Origin of the sequence: Shewanella goraebulensis (assembly GCF_030252245.1) — a bacterium.
Lineage (GTDB): Bacteria > Pseudomonadota > Gammaproteobacteria > Enterobacterales > Shewanellaceae > Shewanella > Shewanella goraebulensis.
This window is the reverse complement of record NZ_CP126972.1, coordinates 2,313,357-2,333,803: the sequence shown is the minus strand read 5'-3', so window position 1 is coordinate 2,333,803 and position 20,447 is coordinate 2,313,357. Positions and strand designations below refer to the sequence as shown.

Annotated in this window: 13 protein-coding genes; 7 read left to right on the top strand and 6 right to left on the bottom strand. The window is 38.3% G+C overall.

Translation table 11 applies throughout. The features are described from left to right. Window positions 1-37: 37 nt before the first annotated feature. From QPX86_RS09775 to QPX86_RS09765, 3 genes are all read left to right on the top strand, one after another. Window positions 38-1,513, top strand: a complete 1,476-nt coding sequence (locus tag QPX86_RS09775) for a tryptophan halogenase family protein (protein WP_285165064.1) — start codon at window positions 38-40, stop codon at window positions 1,511-1,513. Window positions 1,514-1,526: 13 nt separating this feature from the next. Further along, on the top strand, window positions 1,527-3,476 hold the full coding sequence (locus QPX86_RS09770) for a glycoside hydrolase family 13 protein (RefSeq protein WP_285165062.1): 1,950 nt from the start codon (window positions 1,527-1,529) through the stop codon (window positions 3,474-3,476). 81 nt (window positions 3,477-3,557) lie between these two features. Further along, window positions 3,558-5,615, top strand: a complete 2,058-nt coding sequence (locus tag QPX86_RS09765; protein WP_285165060.1) for an alpha-amylase family protein — start codon at window positions 3,558-3,560, stop codon at window positions 5,613-5,615. 90 nt (window positions 5,616-5,705) lie between these two features. Here QPX86_RS09765 and QPX86_RS09760 read toward each other — a convergent pair whose 3' ends face one another. Next, window positions 5,706-6,386, bottom strand: coding sequence for a TorD/DmsD family molecular chaperone (locus QPX86_RS09760; RefSeq protein ID WP_285165059.1), 681 nt, complete (start codon window positions 6,384-6,386; stop codon window positions 5,706-5,708). A 182-nt stretch (window positions 6,387-6,568) separates the two neighbouring features. On the opposite strand from QPX86_RS09760, the gene QPX86_RS09755 reads away from it, so the two are divergent. Beyond that, a complete protein-coding gene (locus QPX86_RS09755; RefSeq protein ID WP_285165058.1) occupies window positions 6,569-7,012 on the top strand; it encodes a hypothetical protein in 444 nt (147 codons plus the stop codon). 233 nt (window positions 7,013-7,245) lie between these two features. Here QPX86_RS09755 and QPX86_RS09750 read toward each other — a convergent pair whose 3' ends face one another. The 3 genes from QPX86_RS09750 to QPX86_RS09740 all read right to left on the bottom strand — a co-directional run bounded on the left by QPX86_RS09750 (window position 7,246) and on the right by QPX86_RS09740 (window position 11,737). Beyond that, on the bottom strand, window positions 7,246-7,788 hold the full coding sequence (locus QPX86_RS09750; RefSeq protein ID WP_220755508.1) for a 4Fe-4S dicluster domain-containing protein: 543 nt from the start codon (window positions 7,786-7,788) through the stop codon (window positions 7,246-7,248). Between the two features lie 23 nt (window positions 7,789-7,811). After that, window positions 7,812-10,067, bottom strand: a complete 2,256-nt coding sequence (locus QPX86_RS09745) for a molybdopterin-containing oxidoreductase family protein (protein WP_285165056.1) — start codon at window positions 10,065-10,067, stop codon at window positions 7,812-7,814. 989 nt (window positions 10,068-11,056) lie between these two features. Then, window positions 11,057-11,737, bottom strand: a complete 681-nt coding sequence (locus tag QPX86_RS09740) for a TorD/DmsD family molecular chaperone (RefSeq protein ID WP_285165055.1) — start codon at window positions 11,735-11,737, stop codon at window positions 11,057-11,059. A 183-nt stretch (window positions 11,738-11,920) separates the two neighbouring features. Between QPX86_RS09740 and QPX86_RS09735 the strand changes: the two genes are divergently transcribed. Beyond that, window positions 11,921-12,367 carry a hypothetical protein gene (locus tag QPX86_RS09735; RefSeq protein ID WP_285165054.1) on the top strand — a complete coding sequence of 149 codons (447 nt, stop codon included), beginning with the start codon at window positions 11,921-11,923 and terminating at the stop codon, window positions 12,365-12,367. Between the two features lie 126 nt (window positions 12,368-12,493). On the opposite strand, the gene QPX86_RS09730 is transcribed toward QPX86_RS09735, so the two are convergent. After that, a complete protein-coding gene (locus QPX86_RS09730) occupies window positions 12,494-13,036 on the bottom strand; it encodes a 4Fe-4S dicluster domain-containing protein (RefSeq protein ID WP_285165053.1) in 543 nt (180 codons plus the stop codon). Between the two features lie 24 nt (window positions 13,037-13,060). Next, window positions 13,061-15,340, bottom strand: a complete 2,280-nt coding sequence (locus tag QPX86_RS09725) for a molybdopterin-containing oxidoreductase family protein (protein WP_285165051.1) — start codon at window positions 15,338-15,340, stop codon at window positions 13,061-13,063. Between the two features lie 604 nt (window positions 15,341-15,944). Between QPX86_RS09725 and QPX86_RS09720 the strand changes: the two genes are divergently transcribed. Then, window positions 15,945-17,936 (top strand): glycoside hydrolase family 97 protein, encoded by a 1,992-nt coding sequence (locus QPX86_RS09720; RefSeq protein ID WP_285165050.1) that lies wholly within the window; start codon window positions 15,945-15,947, stop codon window positions 17,934-17,936. Window positions 17,937-18,790: 854 nt separating this feature from the next. Then, the gene (locus QPX86_RS09715) at window positions 18,791-20,374 is read left to right on the top strand and encodes an MFS transporter (RefSeq protein WP_285165049.1); all 1,584 of its coding nucleotides are present in this window, start codon (window positions 18,791-18,793) and stop codon (window positions 20,372-20,374) included. Window positions 20,375-20,447 lie beyond the last annotated feature (73 nt).

The window sequence follows — 20,447 nt, the reverse complement described above, 5'->3', positions numbered from 1 at the left end:
TCTAATTTTAAATTACCAACAATTTTGAGGTTTGATAATGACGAGTAAAATTAACGAAATTGTTATTGTCGGTGGTGGTTCTTCTGGGTGGATGACAGCTGCATTGCTCTGCAAAATGTACAAACAAACAATTAAAATTACTTTAGTAGAATCAGACACTATTGGTAGTATAGGTGTTGGTGAAGCAACGATCCCACCTTTAAAGATTTTCAATGATGTTTTAGGCATTAATGAGAAAGACTTCATTGAAAAGACACAAGCAAGTATCAAGCTCGGTATTCAATTTGAAAACTGGGGAAAAGAAAATGACGCTTACATGCACGCATTTGGGGATATCGGCAAAAATATTGGGTATACCGCTTTTCATCATTATTGGTTAGCAAGTAAACCAAAACCAAACTCTTTATGGGATTATTCTTTTAACTATCAAGCCGCAATAAATAACCAGTTTGCTGTAAAACCACGCATTCATAACGATCAATTATCAGGGTTAACTCACGCTTACCATTTTGATGCAGGCTTATATGCTCAGTTATTACAACAATACTGTTGCGAATTAGGCATCAAACACATAGTAGGAGATATAGAAAAAGTTAAACTTAGAGAAAATGGTTTTATCGAAAGCTTAAAACTAAATTCAGATAAAACGATAAATGGTGATTTATTTATAGATTGTTCTGGATTTGCAGGCTTACTGATAGATAAAACTCTTGATGTAGGTTACGAAAGTTACCAACATTGGTTGAAATGCGATAGAGCTTGGGCTGTACCAAGCGAAAAATCTTCACCAATTGTTCCATATACCCGCTCAATAGCCCATGAGTTTGGATGGCAATGGCGTATTCCACTACAACATAGAACAGGTAATGGTATTGTCTATTCTTCTGAGTTTATCGATGATGAAACAGCAAAAAATACGTTATTAAAAAATTTAGATACTAAACCACTCGCTCCTCCTAAACTCATCCGCTTCAAACCTGGTAGAAGGCTTGAGCAATGGCATAAAAACTGTATTTCTATCGGTTTATCTTCAGGTTTTTTAGAGCCTCTTGAATCTACAAGTTTACATTTGGTTCAAACTGCAATCATTAGACTAACTAAATTCATGCCAAACGGGCATATCTCCCCTACTTTGGTAAATGAATATAATCGACAATCAAAATTAGAGTTTGAGCAAATACGAGATTTTATTATTCTTCATTACAAGTTAAATCAACGGGAAAACGGAGATTTATGGAAAGTATCAAGTGCAATGGATATTCCTAATACTTTAAAAAAGAAAATTGAATTATTTAAACAAACGGGCAATTTATTTCGCCATAACAATGAGTTATTTACTGAAGAAGCTTGGCTTCAAGTCATGATAGGTCAAGGTATTTTACCAAAAGACTATAACCCTCTAGCTGATGTTATAAATCAAGAAGACAGTCAGGAATTTTTAACAAACTTAAAAGCTATTTATCAGCATTATTTAGCAGAATTATCAACTCATGAACAATTCTTACAGAGATAATCAGGGAAGTAAGATGATCAAAAATAATAAGCACAATTTCCAACAAACTAAGCATGATTTACATTATTTTAGTTTAAAGTTAACACGGTTTAGCCGTCTTATCTCACTAATATTTTTGTTGATATTTATTCCGCAAACACATGCTATAAATTTAACTGTTGAGCCTGAATCATGGTGGGCAGACATGGAAAATAGCCAACTTCAATTACTGGTATATGGCGAAAATATCAGCAAAATGCAAATTAAACTTGAGCAATCTCAAGGGGTAAAACTTACACAAGTTCATCAATCAAGCAGTCAAAACCATTTATTTATCGATCTAGATTTAAAACAGGCAGAGCCACAAACACTGCAATTTGGACTTTATGACAATGATAAATTTGTCCAAAGTATTAATTACCCCATACAAGCAAGAGCCACTGGTTCTCGAGAGCGACAAGGTTTTAGCAATAAAGATGTTATATACCTCATTACCCCTGACCGATTTGTAAACGGTAATCCGGACAATGACAATTATCCAAGCATGTTAGAAACTGTCAATCGTTCTGATAAAGACGGACGTCATGGCGGCGATATAATGGGGATCCGTAAAGCCTTGCCTTATTTACATGAACTAGGAGTCACTCAACTATGGATAAATCCACTCCTTGAAAATAACCAAGCTAAATATTCCTATCATGGTTATTCCACCACTGATTTCTACAAAATTGATCCGCGCTTTGGTAGCAACGAAGAATACAAATCCTTAGTAGAAGAAGCGCATCAATTTGGCATTGGTATTATTAAAGATGTGATTGTTAATCACATGGGTTCAGGTCATCGATGGATGGCAGACTTTCCTACTTCAAGCTGGATAAATGGTCAAAAAGAGTGGCAACAGAATCCAAAAGATATCATGTATACCAGTCATCGCAGAACCACAGTGCAAGGTCCTTATGCGATGAAAGAAGATAGAACAGAATTCGAAAATGGCTGGTTCACTGACACCATGCCTGACATGAACCAAATAGATGAGTTTATGGCTAACTATCTCATTCAAAATAGTATTTGGTGGGTTGAATATGCAGGATTGAGCGGCATTCGTGAAGACACCTATTCTTATGCAGACAAGTCATTTTTGACTCGTTGGTCAAAAGCTATCATGGATGAATATCCAAATTTTAATATCGTTGGTGAAGAATGGACTGATAACCCAATTACTGTCAGTTACTGGCAAGCTGGTAAACAAAACGCCGACGGCTATGTATCCCACACACCTAGCATGATGGACTTTCCTTTGTATGAGGTTCTTATTTCAAGCCTGACAGAAAAAGAAGATTGGGGCAGCGGTTTAATTAATCTATATGAGATGCTAGCTAACGATGTGGTGTACGCAAAACCAACTGACCTAGTGTTATTTGAAGGTAATCACGATACTAACCGCTTATACAGTTTAATGGACAATGACATAGCCGCTTATAAAATGGCAATGGCTTATGTGATGAGCAGCAATCGAATTCCACAAATGTTTTATGGCACTGAAGTTCTTATGGAAAGTCCCACTAAAGATCGTAATGACGGCCTAGTTCGCAGTGACTTTCCAGGGGGATGGGAAAGCGATGAGATTGATGTATTCACTCAGCAAAACTTAAACCCCGCTCAAATCGATGCTTTAGCGTTTAACAAAACCTTGTTGAACTTCCGTAAAGGCTCACTTGCACTCCAACAAGGTAAATTGTCTCACTACGTGCCAAAAGATGGGGTATATGTTCAGGCCAGACACTATCAAAAAGGTGATCAATCAGAAAGTGTAATGATCATATATAACAAAAATGATAACGCGATGGAGTTAAACCTATCTCGGTTTCACGCTGTGATTAAAGATAACAAAACCGGTTTCGATATTTTAAGCCAACATTCGTATTCATTAGATAAGCCGCTCACTTTAAAAGAGAAAGGTGTCATTATCTTAAGCTTAAACTAATCAAGCTTAGTCAACTGTATTAACGTGATTTATACGATTTAGCATATAAAACAAAATTTACATCAGTCAAAAGAGACAGATATGCAATTAAAACCGACAATGATTTCAAGTTTGCCATTATTAACTCTGACACTTACCTTATCACTCATACTAAGTGGGTGTTCAGGAGAGAGTAGTAACAATACATCAACCGTGATGACATCTAAAAATGACCAAGACGTCAAAGAAAAGGCGTCAAATACGTTAAACAATGCAGCCCCATTACAAGGTAAGCCAGTTGTATACCAAGTATTCACACGCCTTTACGGAAATACCAATACCACCAATAAACCTTGGGGCACAATAGATGAAAATGGTGTAGGTAAATTTAGCGATTTTACTGATACCGCATTGCAAGATATTAAATCATTAGGCACAACCCATCTTTGGTACACAGGGATCCCTCACCATGCATTGATTAATGACTACACTAATATTGGGATCAGCAATGATGATCCAGATGTAGTTAAAGGTCGCGCGGGATCGCCTTATGCTGTTAAAGATTATTACAACGTTAACCCTGATCTAGCTGATAACCCACAGCAGCGTTTAGCTGAATTTGAAGCATTAATTGCGCGCACTCATCAAAACGGAATGCAAGTCATCATAGATATTGTGCCAAACCACGTGGCGCGTAATTATGTTTCACTAGACCAGCAGAGTGAACTCCCTACCAATCGTCAGTTTGGCCAGCACGACAATACTCAAGTTGAATACGCTAAAAATAATAACTTTTATTATGTTGTTGGTGAAAATTTCAGCGTACCTGACGCTAGCGATAACTACCAACCATTAGGTGGTGAGCAACACTCATTATCGGACAGAAAATTTACAGAAATTCCCGCAAAATGGACTGGAAATGGTTCGCGGCTAGCTAAACCTGAAGCAAATGACTGGTATGAAACAGTCAAAGTAAATTATGGTGTAAAGCCAGATGGCAGCCATGACTTCCCTACTCTTCCTGATAATTATGCGCAAAAGTCATCCGCCGAGCATTATGCATTTTGGCAATCTACAGCAGCCAGCGACATTCCAGATTCTTGGATAAAATTTAAAGACATCACCGAGTTCTGGCTAGCCAAAGGCGTTGATGGATTTCGATATGATATGGCTGAAATGGTGCCAGTAGAGTTTTGGAGTTATCTTAACAGCAACATTAAACATCACAACCCAAATGCTTTCTTATTAGCAGAGGTTTATAACCCCAGCCTTTACCGTGACTACATTCACTTAGGAAAAATGGATTACCTCTACGATAAAGTCGATTTATACGACACTTTAAAAGATATTATTCATGGTAAAGAGTCCACCGCTCAAATTGCAGTAGACCAAGCAAAAGTAATGGATATTGAGCAGCATATGCTGCACTTTCTGGAAAACCACGATGAGCAACGTATCAACACACAAGACTTTGCAGGTAGTCCAGAGGCCGCGCTACCGGCGATAGTGATTTCTACCACTATCAGCCGCGCGCCAACCTTACTGTATTTTGGCCAAGATGTCGGTGAACAAGGCGCTGAAAATGCAGGCTTTGGACAACCAACTAGAACCAGTATTTTCGACTATGTTGGCGTACCAGCTCATCAACGCTGGATGAATAACGGGAAATTTGACGGAGGCCAGTCTAGTGAACAAGAAAAGTCCTTACGTCATTATTATCAAACCTTAATGAATTTAAGCCATACAGCACCAGCACTCAACGGCCAGTACTTTGAGCTTGATACGACTAATCGTACTGCTGATAAGATTATCGATAAGGCTGTAGATACTGCTTTTGATAAAACAACGGATACTGCTACTGATAATAATACCGTCTCAAATAGCTATAACGATAAAACCTTTGCTTTTAGCCGCTACAATGAAAATCAATTTTTAATTGTTATCAGTAATTTCAGCCAAACTGATAGCAACTCATTCACATTGACGTTACCGTCTGAGCTAGTTAAATCCGCCAATTTAAATCAAGGTCAGTATGAACTCAGTAATTTACTTCAATCTCAGCAGCGAATAACTCATCAACTCAATGTTGCACACGGACTTGGTGAGTTAAAAGTAACACTAATACCGTTAGAGTCTCAGATATTAGCAATTGATTTATAATCACTATAAAGTCATATAAAGCTTAAAAAGCCAGATAACATGATGTTATTTGGCTTTAATTTTATGAGATGCACAAAACTAACCGTATGACTATTTGTACAGTTCAACAGGTTTAATAGTGAGTTGATAATCATGTTGCAATTGCGCAAGCAGTAACTCGCTTAATTGCGCAGCTGCACTGTAAAAGCCTGTTTGGCTATGTTCATTGACTAAAGTCAGAAAACGCCCGCACCAAGGCAATAAGTGCCTTTGCAGTAATGTTGCCGCTCTATCGGTTTCAGGATGTTCACATAAAGATTCATTAAAGTCGTTGATGCTAGAGTTCTCTTCTGCTTCATCAAGCTCCATACAATGAATTAATGCCACCAGCATCAAGCTAAAATGATCAACAGGCTCATTTTGACTTAATGTAAAATTGAGTTGATATTTTTTACAGAATTCCATAAACGCTAAAGTGGTTAAATCAAACAAACGGTTTTGTTTATTCAGATATACTGAGCCCCACGGATAAGCCAGCTTTCCTTTGGGACGTATAAATAACATATTAAAATCTTGTTTTAATTCAGCTAAAGAGTGCTTCGTGGCATGAATTTTAATGTCATTTAGCAACTTTGAAGCAGGATCTTGCAAATTAGTACCATTTGTTATGAATAATGATGTATCCAGTTCAGAGAACGTTTTTTTTAAATCCTCATCGGGATTTCTATAAAAAATTTCAGCTAAAAGATTAAACATTAACGCCATAGATTTAACGTTGTCAGCATTAGTCATGTCATTTCCTTCTTAATTAATTACCTTCATACTATTTCAGGTTATTATTAATGTCTGTGATACATTCCAATTAATATAAAACAATTTATACGATTTATTTAAGACAGTGACTTAGATCATTAATCCATTAATAAATAAATCGTATTATTAAATTATTGCTATTGAACATGATAGGTAGATTTATGTTAGTAATGAGTTTCAAAGAGAGATGGCGTGCTGCTGAACTCGCTAGCGCCATTGAAAAAAGCCTACAAAATGAATCAGTTTGGCTTGAATCATCAAACCCTGCCAAATCGATTGATGCAATATGTAGAAAGCTATCAAGCCTCGTTATTTCTGATTTTAGACGTGTCGAAACACTCCCCAAATGCTTAACTGAAGCTGAGCTATTATCAGCTTTCTTCTCTGGTTTTAGCGTTATAATCAATGCCAGCATCAATCAAAAATCGATTACTAAAACAGATTATTCAATTATTGCATTAGCGAGAGGTTTTGCTTTAGATATTGATTTATCACATAACCAAGAATTATTAGATCATGCAAGTTCAGTTATTCAAGTTGGTAATAACTGGGATAAACATATTAGAGAGTTAAATCAACGTAGAAATACACGATTCACAGTATAAATCTAGTAATAAAGTATTAGGTTGTTTTATAAAATGATGTAGTTTCATTTAGAGAACTGTTATACCCATAACAGTTCTATTAGTAACAAAGGTGTAGAAACATATATAACAAGCCAGCATAAGCGGGCTTTTTTATATCAATAAAAATAAAGCCCGAAGAAATATTCTTCAGGCTTAAATTTAACGAATTGTAATTTTAGTAAGTTAAAATTTTATAAATTAAAATTATAATATTAATTACGTAGTTTAATAAATACCGTCGAAGGACCCGTACCTAAATCCTGATGGCCGTCGCCCGATAAGCTGGCTCCTGGTAAAGCAAGAGCTTCACTTTGATCCATTACATCCAGAACTTGAACAGGACACCCTTGTACACAATACGGTTTTTCACCCTCTGCCAGTCGGTCTTTACACATATCACACTTAGATAAAATACCGCGGTTAGGGTCAACTTTAGGCGCACCATAAGGGCAAGCAAATTTACATGCTCCACAACCAATACACATACTATCGTCAATATACACAATACCATCTGCACGTTGCACCATTGCGCCTTCAGGACATTTCTCAACACAAACCGGATCAGCACAGTGATGGCATGATTGGCTTAAAAATACTGCTATCTGCTTGCCTTGGTTATTGGTTTTTTCACCTTGACTAGTATCGCGTAAAGTTATGAATTCATTTAAATCTTTACCTGCTTGACAGGCAACGGTACATGCTTCACAACCTACACAGTTTTCTTGACGAAATACAAAACATTTTTGTTCAGTCATTTGTTTATTCCTTAATGAATTGGTTACGCCAAAGCGATATCAACACGAGTTGAGTGGAAAGTAGAACCATGGTTCATGTCGGTTAACTCACTATTGGTCAGCTGATTAATCGCTGTACCACTCCCATTTTCATTAAGCTTTTTCCAAGCATTTTTCCAAGCGAAGATAGTGCCAGTGGCGGTCATCGGCTCTACTCTTGCAGTATATTGAATCGTCACATCACGTTGGCCATAACGACTGGCAACGAGTTTAACTTGGTCGCCATCACTGATCCCTTTACGCATCGCATCATCTGGATGTATATAAACGGTATGCTGCGGAAAAGTACCTTCGATATATTTAACGTTAGCCCATTGTGAATTACTCAATTTGGGATGAGCAGGTGAAAGTAAACGGAATTCACGCGCCTTCTCTTCGTCAGTCATACCTTTAGTTGCAAATTCATCTGATTCTGGTGTGCCAGTATCAATGACTGGATTGAATTTTTCAGGATCAAAGTATGTGCCACTGGTATCTTTAAATTCAATCTTTCCGCTTGGCGTTGGGAAGTCATAGTTTTTACGGAATGGATAATCAACAACTGGACTATCCCAGTTTTGAACACACAATTCGTCGTAACTGATGTTACCTTTCCAACTACCACGTAAAATATCATCGATACTTTCACTAAATTCTGGGTCGCTGTAACCCATGGCTTTTGCTAAATCTTGGAAAATAACAGTATCGGGTTTTGATTGATATAACGGGCTGATTGCTTGCGTACTGTGCTTAGCATAGTAACAATGATAGCTATCGATCATATTTGCTTGTTCGATATAGCTGGATGTTGGCAATAAGTAATCAACATAATCCATTGTATCGGTTTGGAATAAATCAATACCGACTAAGAATAAATCCTCGCGCATTAAGCCAATTTCAATTAAATCAGCATCAGGGGCAATAGCGATTGGATTACTTGAATAAACAATCATAGCTTTAATCGGATCACACGGTTCATCGTAGGCTAAAGGGCCTACTTGGCCATCTTCATGCTGATAATCTTCAGGCAGTAATGATTTACCAATTTCACTGATGTTTACTGTATCTCTAACAGCATCTTCTGGTGTTAAGTGACCACCACCAGAGTATCCCCAATCAAACAAGCCGCCAGATTGAGTATTCAAGTAAACAACACCTGCACCGACTTTACCTATATTACCCGTTAGTGCTGCAATCGTTGGAATGGCTTTTACCATACGACCACCGTTTAGAGTACGTTGTAAGCCGTAACCAATTCGGATCATCGCACATTCTGCACTCGCGTAAGTTCTTGCAAAGGCTTGGTATTGTGCTTTACTCACACCCGTTTCAGCTTCGATTTGGTCGTGAGTAAATTCTTCAAGGCGCGCTAATAAGGCATCATAATCTTGGGTGTATGCATCGATAAACCCAGTATCGTGTAGACCTTCTTCAACTAATATTTTTGAAATACCAATAACCAATGTCGCATCAGTACCTGGTGTTGGTTGCAACCAAATATCAGCTTGCGAAGCTAATGGCGTTCTTGCAGGGTTAACCACTAAAATTTTTGCGCCTTTATCACGGGCTTCGTTAATAAATTTTAGATGATGAATATTGGTGGCTTGCTCGTTCGTTCCCCATGACACGAAACACTTAGTGTTCACGTAGTCTTCAGGGCTTGGGCCCGAGAACTCGCCTAAAATTGAACTCATGCCTGAATAACCCGCACTGGCACAAATGTTTCTTTGCAAGTTACGGCTAGCGATACGATTGAAAAAACGGTTAGCGCCAGAGCTTGCCCCAATGCCGCTATAACCAGAATAGAAATAAGGAACGATTGCGTTACCAGTGTAAGTCTCGATCACTTCGTTTAACTTTGCCGCAATTTCACTATTGGCTTGTTCCCAGCTAATAGGCTCAAAAGTCGCACCAGGTCCACGTGGGCCTACACGTTTCATAGGTTGTTGAATTCTATCTGGGCTATAAATAGACTCAAGGTATGCATGACCTTTAACACAAGGTGTACCGGCTGTCACAGGATGTGAAGGGTCGCCCGTTACAGACACTGCCACTCCATCTTTGGTTGAAACTAACAGGCTACATCTATCACCGCAGTTTCGAGGACAAGTTGTGTGAAATACACCGTCTGGTTCAGGTGTTGGTGGTTCTGTTACTGGTGGTTCAGTCGTGTCATCATCACTACTTGAACACCCCATAATACTCGCAGAAAATGCAAATGCACTGCTGCCTTTTAAAAAGCTACGTCTATTCATTGCCATCATTTAATCCTTATTGTTATTCCATAAAACAATAACAACATTGCTTTTTGAAATAATAAAAAAAGGATAAAAAATATAACTGGTTCAATAATTTAAAAATTTATAACCTTTCATCACATTTGCTAGTTTTGCAAACGTAAATTTTAGATATCAGACTAAGACGTTGAGGGTTTATTTCAATCAACAAAAAAGAGTAAAGGCGGTGTGAATACAAACTTAAATGAACATTAATACACCCAAATAACTTACACAAAGTCGTTATGACCACCTCCACATTGATACATCTATTTTTTTGAAATAAAATATTATTGCAGATAAGAATCAATTCGATTACCAAAAGATGTAGAAATAACGACCAAATTTCAAATTGAGAAATTTGCATCTCATAAGATGAATGCTGAATACGTATAAAATAAAATTGCAGTAAGATGATTTCCCCCCGAATATCACTTTAAGGAACAATCACGATAATACGGAATAAATTATTAAAACTGACGTCCCAAATGTCTACATCTACCAATCTCAAATGCCAGTGTAAACTTGCCAATTTACCGCTATATTGGTTTAGCACCAGTGAGAGTACATTTAACAGCTATTGCTAAAACCGCTTCAGTTAATTCGCCAGACAAAAGCGTTAAATTTAAACTGACTGGTGACAACAGTAAACCTGATAGCTCAGTAAATTTTTAACGCTCAACTATTGAGTTTTCAGCCTGCGATAATGGGATTGGTTTGCGTTATTCTCTATCTAACTATACGCTCTGGGAAAACTGCAGTACTTAGCAACACCAATGAATAAACCGAGGTTTCTGTCCCAGGTGCCCACAACGAAACCGCTACGGCTTACAAAATAGCCATATACAAAATAGTCAGATACAAAAAAGCCAATTAGTTTATCAAAAAACTAACTGGCTTTTAATGAGTGAATTAATCACATTTAAACTCTTTAAAATCAGGATTTTACCGTAATACGCATTCAGCTTAGTTATCTATTTATATAGCTCAACAGGTTCTATAGATAATTGGTAATCACACTCTAGTTGTTCAAGCAATAATTGGCTTAACTGCGCCGCTGCACCGTAAAATCCTGACTGACTATTTTCAACAACTAAAGATAAAAAGCGACCACTCCATGGTAACAAATGTTCCTTCAGCATAATTTTAGCCCGAAAAGCCTCAGGATGTTCGCAAAGGGATCCATTGAATTCATTAATACTGGTATTTTCTTCTGCCTCATCAAGTTCCATACAATGGATCAATGCTACCAGCATTAAACTAAAATGATCGACCGGCTCTTGTTGGCTTAACTTAAAATTCAATTGGTATTTTTTACAGAACTCCATGAACGCTAAGGTTGTTAAATCGAACAGACGATTTTGCTTGTTAAGATAAACCGAGCCCCAAGGATAAGCGAGCTTACCTTTTGGCCGAACAAATAACATATTAAAATCATGATTCAATTCAACTAATGGCAGCTCATTGGCACAGCCTTTTATGTCATTTAGCAGATGTAAAATTGGTTCTTGCGTTTTAGTGCCATTTGCATCAAATAATGAGGTATCTAGTTCAGATATCATTTTTTTAAAATCTTCATCGGGATTTCGATAAAATATTTCAGCTAAAAGATTAAACATTAACGCCATAGATTTAACGTTATCAGCATTATTCATGTTATTTCCTTATTCTTTAATTACCTCAATAGTATTTCAGGTTAATATTAATGTCTGTGATACACAGGACAATTAAACAAAACAACTTCCACTATTTATATAAGACAGTGACTTAGATCATTAACCCAATATTAAATAAGACGTATTATTAATTAATTGCTATTACACCTGGTAAGCACATTAATGTTAGTGACGAGTTTTAAAGAAAGATGGCGCGCCGCTGAGTTAGCTAGCGCAATTGAAAAAAGCTTAAAAGATGAAGCAGTTTGGCTTGAGTCTTCAAACCCTGCTAAGTCTATTGATGTTATTAGCAGAAAGCTATCTAGCCTTGTGACATCTGACTTTAGGCGCATTCATGACTTACCAGAATGCCTCACTGAGGCTGAATTATTGTCTGCTTTTTTCTCTGGTTTTAGCATTGTTATAAACAAAAGCATTAACCAGCAAACTATCACCAAAACAGATTACTCTATTATTTCACTCGCCAGAGGTTTTGCTGAAAATATTGATTTATCACACAACCAATATTTATTAGAACATGCAAGTTCAGTTATTAAAGTTGGTAAAAACTGGGACAAACATATTAGAAATGTTAATCAACGCGCAAATGTAAGATTCAAAATAAAATAGATATTACCCTTCCCTCAACCTTATTATCACACAATGTCATAAAAAATAAATTAATAATAAGAAAGTGTTATTTAAACAACATAAAAATGCCAGCTATTATGCTGGCATTCTTGTCATACATCAGTATTAACTTCTTAGCTTAATAAACACTGTTGTTGGCCCTGTGCCTAAATCTTCATGGCCATCACCACTTAAACTTGCACCAGGTAAACTCAATGCTTCTGATTTATCCATGACATCTAACACTTGTACAGGACAACCTTGAACACAGAAAGGTTTTTGACCTTCATCTAATCTGTCTTTACACATATCACATTTAGACAAAATGCCACGTTTTGCGTCAAGTTTAGGCGCATCATAAGGACACACCAAACGACACATACCACAACCAACACACAAAGAGTCATCGATAAAGACAATGCCATCTTCACGTTTAATCATAGCGCCTTGTGGACATTTAGCGACACATACAGGGTCTTCACAGTGATGACAAGATTGCGATAAAAATACAGCAACCTCTTTACCAGAGATGTTTGTTTTCTCGCCTTGAGATACATCCCTTAGTGTTACAAATTCATTCGCATCCTTTCCAGCTTGGCATGAAACAGTACATGCTTCACAGCCAACACAGTTTTCTTGGCGAAATACAAAAACTTTTTGTTCAGTCATTAGAAAATTCCTTAATGATTATAATTACGCCAGTGCGATATCAACACGGGTTGCATGGAAAGTTGAACCGTAGTTCATATCGGTTAAGTCACAGTTTGTTAGCTGGTTAACCGATGTGTTACTTCCGTTTTCATTAAGTTTTTTCCAACCGTTTTTCCAAATAAATACAGTGCCTTTAGGCGTCATTTTTTCAACCCTCGCAACGTATTGAATTTGAGCATTTGCATTGCCATAACGACTTGCTGTCACAATCACTTCGTCACCGTCACTAATGCCTTTAGCAGCTGCATCTGTTGGATGGACATAAATAGTGTGTTGTGGGAATGTGCCTGTAATGTATTTTACATTTGCCCACTGCGAGTTACTTAACTTCGCATGCGCAGGTGATAACAATCTGAATTCACGTGCTTTTTCAGCATCAGTCATCCCCTTGTCATCATACTCATTGCTTTCTGGTGTGCCTGTATCGATAACAGGGTTAAATTTCTCAGAATCAAAATACTTATTACTGGTATCTTTAAATTCAATCTTGCCACTTGTTGTTGGGAAGATTAAATCTTTACGGTATGGGTAATCAACAATAGGACTGTCCCACTTTTGAACTAAAAGTTCATCGTAACTAATATTACCTTTCCAAGTATTACGCAAGATGTCATCAATTGACTCATCAAACTCAGCATCATCAAAGCCCATTGCTTTCGCTAGTTCGTTAAAGATAACGGTATCTGGCTTTGAATCATATAAAGGCATAATCGCTTTTGCACTGTGCTTAGCGTAGTAACATTGGTAACTATCAATTAAATTCGATTGCTCCATGTAACTTGATGTAGGCAGCAAGTAATCAACGTAGTCCATCGTATCGGTTTGGAACAAATCAATACCGACTAAGAATAAGTCATCGCGCATTAACCCTTTTTCAATTAAATCAGTATTAGGTGCAATGGCCATTGGGTTACTAGAGTAAACAATCATCGCTTTGATTGGATCTGATGGCTCACCATAAGAAATAGGACCGACTAAACCATTTTCATGCTGATAATCTTCTGGCAATAGGAACTTACCGATTTCATTGATACTGACAGTGCCACGCTCAGCACCTTCTGGCGTTAAATGACTTGCGCCACTGTAGCCCCAATCAAATAACCCGCCAGACATAACATTCAAGTAAACAACGCCAGCACCAACTTTACCAATATTACCTGTCAAAGCAGCTATTGTTGGAATAGCCTTAACCATACGGCCGCCATTTAATGAGCGCTGTAAGCCGTAACCAATACGGATCATCGCACATTCAGCTTCTGCATAAGCTCTTGCAAATTCTTGGTATTCGCTTTTAGACACACCCGTTTCTGATTCAATTTCTTCATGAGTAAACTCAGCAAGACGTGCCACTAAAGCATCATAATCTTGGGTGTTTGCACTGATGAATGCTGTGTCATGTAAGTTTTCTTCAATCAGTATTTTACTGATACCGACTACTAATGTTGCATCAGTACCTGGTGTTGGTTGAAGCCAAACATCAGCTTGAGAAGCCAGAGGAGTTCGTGCAGGGTTAACAACAAGCACTTTTGCACCGTTATCACGTGCTTCATTGATAAATTTAAGGTGATGAATATTAGTCGCTTGCTCGTTGGTACCCCAAGAAACAAAACATTTTGTATTGGCATAATCTTCAGGGCTTGGGCCATTAAATTCACCCAAAATTGAACTCATGCCTGAATAACCAGCACTCGCACAAATATTACGTTGTAGGTTACGACCACCAATGCGGTTAAAGAAACGGTTTGCGCCAGTACCGGCACTAATACCACTATAACCAGAATATGAATAAGGAACGATTGCATTACCACCATGTGAATTGATGATTTCGTTTAACTTTGCTGCAATTTCACTGTTTGCTTGCTCCCAGGTAATCGGTTCAAAAGTTGCACCTGGACCTCGAGCACCAACTCGCTTCATCGGTTGTTGAATTCTGTCAGGACTGTACACAGATTGTAAATAAGAGTGACCTTTCACACAGGGCGTTCCTGCGGTTACAGGGTGAGTAGAGTCACCAGTAATTGACACTGCGATGCCATCTTTAGTTGTAACCATAAGGCTACATCTATCACCGCAGTTACGTGGACACGTTGTATGATAAACGCCATCTGGAATACTTTCTTCAGGTGGCACTTCGATTGGTGGCTCAACTACCGGAGGTTCTTCAATAATGTCATCATCATCACTGCTAGAACACCCCATAATACTGGCTGAAAATGCGAATGCACTACTGCCCTTTATAAAACTACGTCTGTTCATTGTCATGGTTTTTCCTTTTTATTTTTTTCAAAAAAAGCATAACAACCGCATTATCATGCAAGTAAATAAAGTTAATAAAAAGCGCTAACAACTCAGAGTTTCGTTAAAAAAAAGATAGCAATCACAATTTTTTTTAACAAAGTTGACAATGTAAAAGTCTTTGTTTTTATACAATCAACTTAAAAATACACCCATAAACAAACAATAACCCAACACCAACCCAACAGATGTATCAGTAAAGGGTGTGCGCATCAAACCTCATAACACCAACCAGGTGATACAACAACAAAAACAGTTGCAAAACATGAACTAAACCAATGTTAAATTTGACCTTTTTATGTCGGCATTATTGTTACAACTCGCAATTACTTATATAAAAATCAATAATTGGTTTAGCGACATTTTGAATACGTATGCAATAAATTGCGGCGCTAAAATTAACCACTATGATGTGTGCAGGACAATCTAAACATTATATGGAATCAACATGCTCATTTCGCTTACCAACTTAACCAATAGATGTTTTCAATTATTTGGTAGTGCGCTTCAACAGCGAAGGCTTAATCTTAGCCCTCTCCTTTTCTTGTTCGTCATTGTATTGACCAGCTCGATGTCTAATGTTTACGCAAAAACAGTCTCAATCAACTCACCCGATAATAAAATTCAGGTCATACTTTCAGATAAGAATGGGCAACCGGAATACTCTGTCAATTTCAACGGTAATAATGTCGTTTCTTCATCACGTTTGGGCTTGGTATTTGAGCAACAAGGTGAATTTGGAAATGGTTTTAATATCATAGATTCATCCAAAACATCTTCATCAAGTCGCTGGCAACAACCTTGGGGTGAACGTGAATGGATTGAAGATAACCACAACAAACTCACCTCTTCGTTTTCTGATGGTACTTACCGCTTTACTATTGAGTTTAAAGCCTTCGATGATGGGATTGGTTTTCGTTATACCGTACCTAAACAAACTGCTCTGGCAGACACCGCATCACTGAATATCACCAATGAATTAACCGAATTTTCAGTCCCAGACGCGCACAATGCCACCGCTTGGTGGATCCCCGGACGAGGCTGGAACCGATATGAATACTTATATAACACGACAAGCTTAAATAAAGTTGACCGAGCTCATACCCCTTTTACCTATAAACTAAAATCCGGCACTCATCTAAGTATTCATGAAGCAGCATTGACCGACTATGCTGCTATGGTGCTTGATCAACGCAGAGACGGTACATTAAAAGCGGATTTAACCCCGTGGTCTGATGGGACTCTTGTCAAAACTAAACCCGGGGTTTCAACTCCTTGGCGTACGATTCAAATTTCAGAACAAGCTACAGGGTTACTAAATTCAGATTTAATTCTTAACTTAAATGAACCTAACAAACTCGGTGATGTGTCCTGGGTTGAGCCTGGTAAATACGTCGGTATTTGGTGGGGAATGCATTTAAATGAAAATACGTGGGGCTCGGGTGATAAACATGGTGCTACTACAAGCGAAACTAAACGCTATATGGATTTTGCTGCCACATACGGTTTTGACGGTGTCCTTGTTGAAGGCTGGAATATTGGTTGGGATGGCAGTTGGTTTCATAACGGCGATGTGTTCAGCTTTACTCAGCCTTATGATGATTTCGATATTGATGCTGTTAGTGAATACAGTGCAAAACAAAATGTTCGATTGATAGGCCATCATGAAACGTCTGGCTCAGTATCGAACTACCGTAATCAAATGAGTGATGCATACGATTTATATAAAAAGCATGGGGTAACCCAAATAAAAACGGGCTATGTCGCAGATGGTGGTGACATCAAGCGTGTTGATGAAAACGGTATTACCCGACATGAATGGCACGACGGACAATTCATGGTCAATGAATACCTCTACAGTGTGACTGAAGCCGCTAAACGGGGCATCAGCATTAATACTCACGAACCCGTTAAAGATACCGGTCTGCGCCGCACATATCCAAACTGGATAGCCCGTGAAGGCGCCCGAGGACAAGAGTTCAACGCTTGGGGCACACCGCCAAATAATCCAGAACATACGGCTATTTTACCTTATACACGGATGTTGTCAGGCCCAATGGATTTCACTCCGGGTATTTTTGACCTTGCACCTAAAGGGTTAGATGCGGTTAATCGTGTGCAAACCACCCTCACTAAACAATTAGCATTATATGTTGTGCTGTATAGCCCAATTCAAATGGCTGCTGATTTACCGAGAAACTATGTCGAGCGATTAGATGCATTCCAGTTTATTCAAGATGTACCAACTGATTGGAGCGAGAGTATCGCCGTTGCTGGTGAAATCGGAGACTTTGTTGCTTTTGCCCGTAAAGACCGTGCTTCAGAAGATTGGTATTTAGGTGCATTGACTGATGAAAATGCTCGTAAGCTTGATATTAAATTGGATTTCTTATCTCCTGATAAACAATACCAAGCACAAATATATCGTGACGGTGACAAAGCTAACTGGGAGACCAATCCTTATGACTATGTCATTGAAACTAAGACCGTAACTGCTAAAGATAAACTGACATTATCACTGGCGACAAGTGGAGGCACAGCTATCCGCTTTAAAGCAATCTAATATCAAATACTAGATTTTAAAACTTAGTTCTCCCCCCAAAAGCCTGATGTGCAATGTCTTCATTGCCTTCAGGTTTTTCTTCATTTACATTAGGGCCTGTTGTTCATTACTGGTTAAATTTCGTTCAACATAAAAGCGTTTTAACTGAGGCGGATGGATTGATGCATAGTCATCTAAGCAACTCTTAATTTAAAAAGATTCATCCAACAAAGAGTAAAACACTTTTGTCGAACCCTTTGGGCAGCGTTTGTTGGCCATTTTTACTGAGTTATAGACTTTTTATATAGAATAACTACACCACAAAGTCTCTGCCTTGTATAAATGGCTAACAATTCGCTGCAAAACAACCTTGAAAGATCAACAGGCCCTAACTTAGCTAAAAATAATAAAAACTAATGCGATCCTTGAAAATTCGAAACTCCAACCACAGCACTGTTACAAGTTTGATCATATTTAGTTGTGCAGAAATGATGAATACGTATGTAATTAGTTGTGCCAAATTCCGCCTCAAGGCTAATATAAAACCTGCTAAATTTCTTCCTCTGCTTGTGGGGATGGAATGGGCTAGGTCGTTACTGACGCATCACCTTCATCGGGTTGCATCAGGTTTTGAGTACCTTTCTTACCTTCATTATCAACCGAAGTTAAGAATACGAGGTCTTTGGCGAATACCCGTCTAAGGGAGATGAGTATTCGCCATTTTTTTAACTTTAGATTTAACCAAGTCGAAATGGGAACCTAGCAAAGTTAACTAACAAGAATAACGAGTACGATAGTTCTGTAAAAAACAGTAACAATAAGAATTCAGCCATGATGCTGAACGACCATTTAAAATGGAACATAAAGGAAGATACATGTCTGCCGAGAATAATAACCAGCCTCAGGCTTCAGCTCCGGTACAGCGTCGTCAACAACCAGAATTAAACTTTTGGCAAATTTTCAATATGTGCTTTGGATTTTTGGGGATCCAATTTGGTTTCGCGCTTCAAAATGCTAACGTCAGTCGTATTTTTCAAACCTTAGGTGCCGAAATAGATGAAATTCCAATCCTGTGGATTGCTGCGCCTCTAACTGGGCTAATTGTTCAACCCATTATTGGTTACCTAAGTGATAACACTTGGAATGGTCTTGGTCGTCGCCGCCCTTACTTTTTAATTGGTGCAATCTGTACTACCCTCGCCTTGTTCATCATGCCTCACTCTCCAGTACTTTGGGTTGCAGCTGGCATGCTATGGATCATGGACGCATCAATCAACATTGCCATGGAGCCATTTCGCGCTTTTGTGGGCGATAACCTGCCTAAGAGTCAACGTACTCAAGGCTATGCAATGCAAAGTTTCTTCATTGGTGTTGGCGCAGTAGTCGCATCAGCCCTACCTTATATATTAACCAATTATTTTGATGTCGCTAATACCGCACCAGAAGGACAAATAGCAGACTCAGTGCGATATGCCTTTTACTTTGGAGGAGCAGTATTATTTCTCGCTGTTGGTTGGACAATCATTACATCAAAAGAATATTCGCCAGAAGAAATCAGCGCTTTTCAGGCTCAAGATGAAGCTGAAAGTGGCAAAGAGTCTTCCGACGAGCAACGTTCACGCACTGCGAGTCAATACCAGTTCGCCGCTATGTTATGGATGGCACTCGGTGCTATCACCACAGGGCTTGTTTTTGGTTTTGATTTAGATAAACAACTGTATATTTTAACAATTGGTATTTTCGCTTTTGGTCCACTGCAATGGTATTGCTCAATGGCACTCAAAACCGTTAAGTCCAATCAAAGTTCAGAACGTGAATCTTTAGGCATGGTATTTAATGTAGTAGATGATTTATTTCATATGCCAAAAGCAATGCATCAACTTGCTATCGTGCAATTCTTTTCATGGTTTGCCTTGTTCGCAATGTGGATTTACACCACTTCAGCGGTCACTTCATATCATTACGGCACGTCAGATGTATTAACTAAAGCCTACAATGACGGCGCTGACTGGGTTGGGATGTTATTCGCTTCATACAATGGCTTTGCTGCATTAGCTGCTATTGCCATTCCCTTTCTTGCTAAAGCTGTTGGTATTCGCTTTGCTCATACCATTAACCTTTCGTTAGGTGGCTTAGGTTTAATCAGCTTCTTCTTCATCACAGACCCAGCCTTATTATGGATACCTATGATTGGTGTTGGTATCGCTTGGGCATCAATTCTTTCAGTTCCTTACGCCATGTTATCGGGAATTTTACCGCCAAAGAAAATGGGCGTATTCATGGGTATTTTTAACTTCTTTATCGTCATTCCTCAACTACTTGCGGCGAGTGTATTAGGTGTGATTTTAAAAACCTTGTTTGACGGTGAACCGATTTTTGCACTTATTACAGGTGGTGTATTTATGATTATTGCAGGTATCGCAGTGCTATTTGTTGAGCAACCCACTCATGATGTCTAAGGACTAATCATAATAGGACCAATCATCATTTTACAAAAATTATATTGATGAGGGATTTGCCTCATCAAAAAAC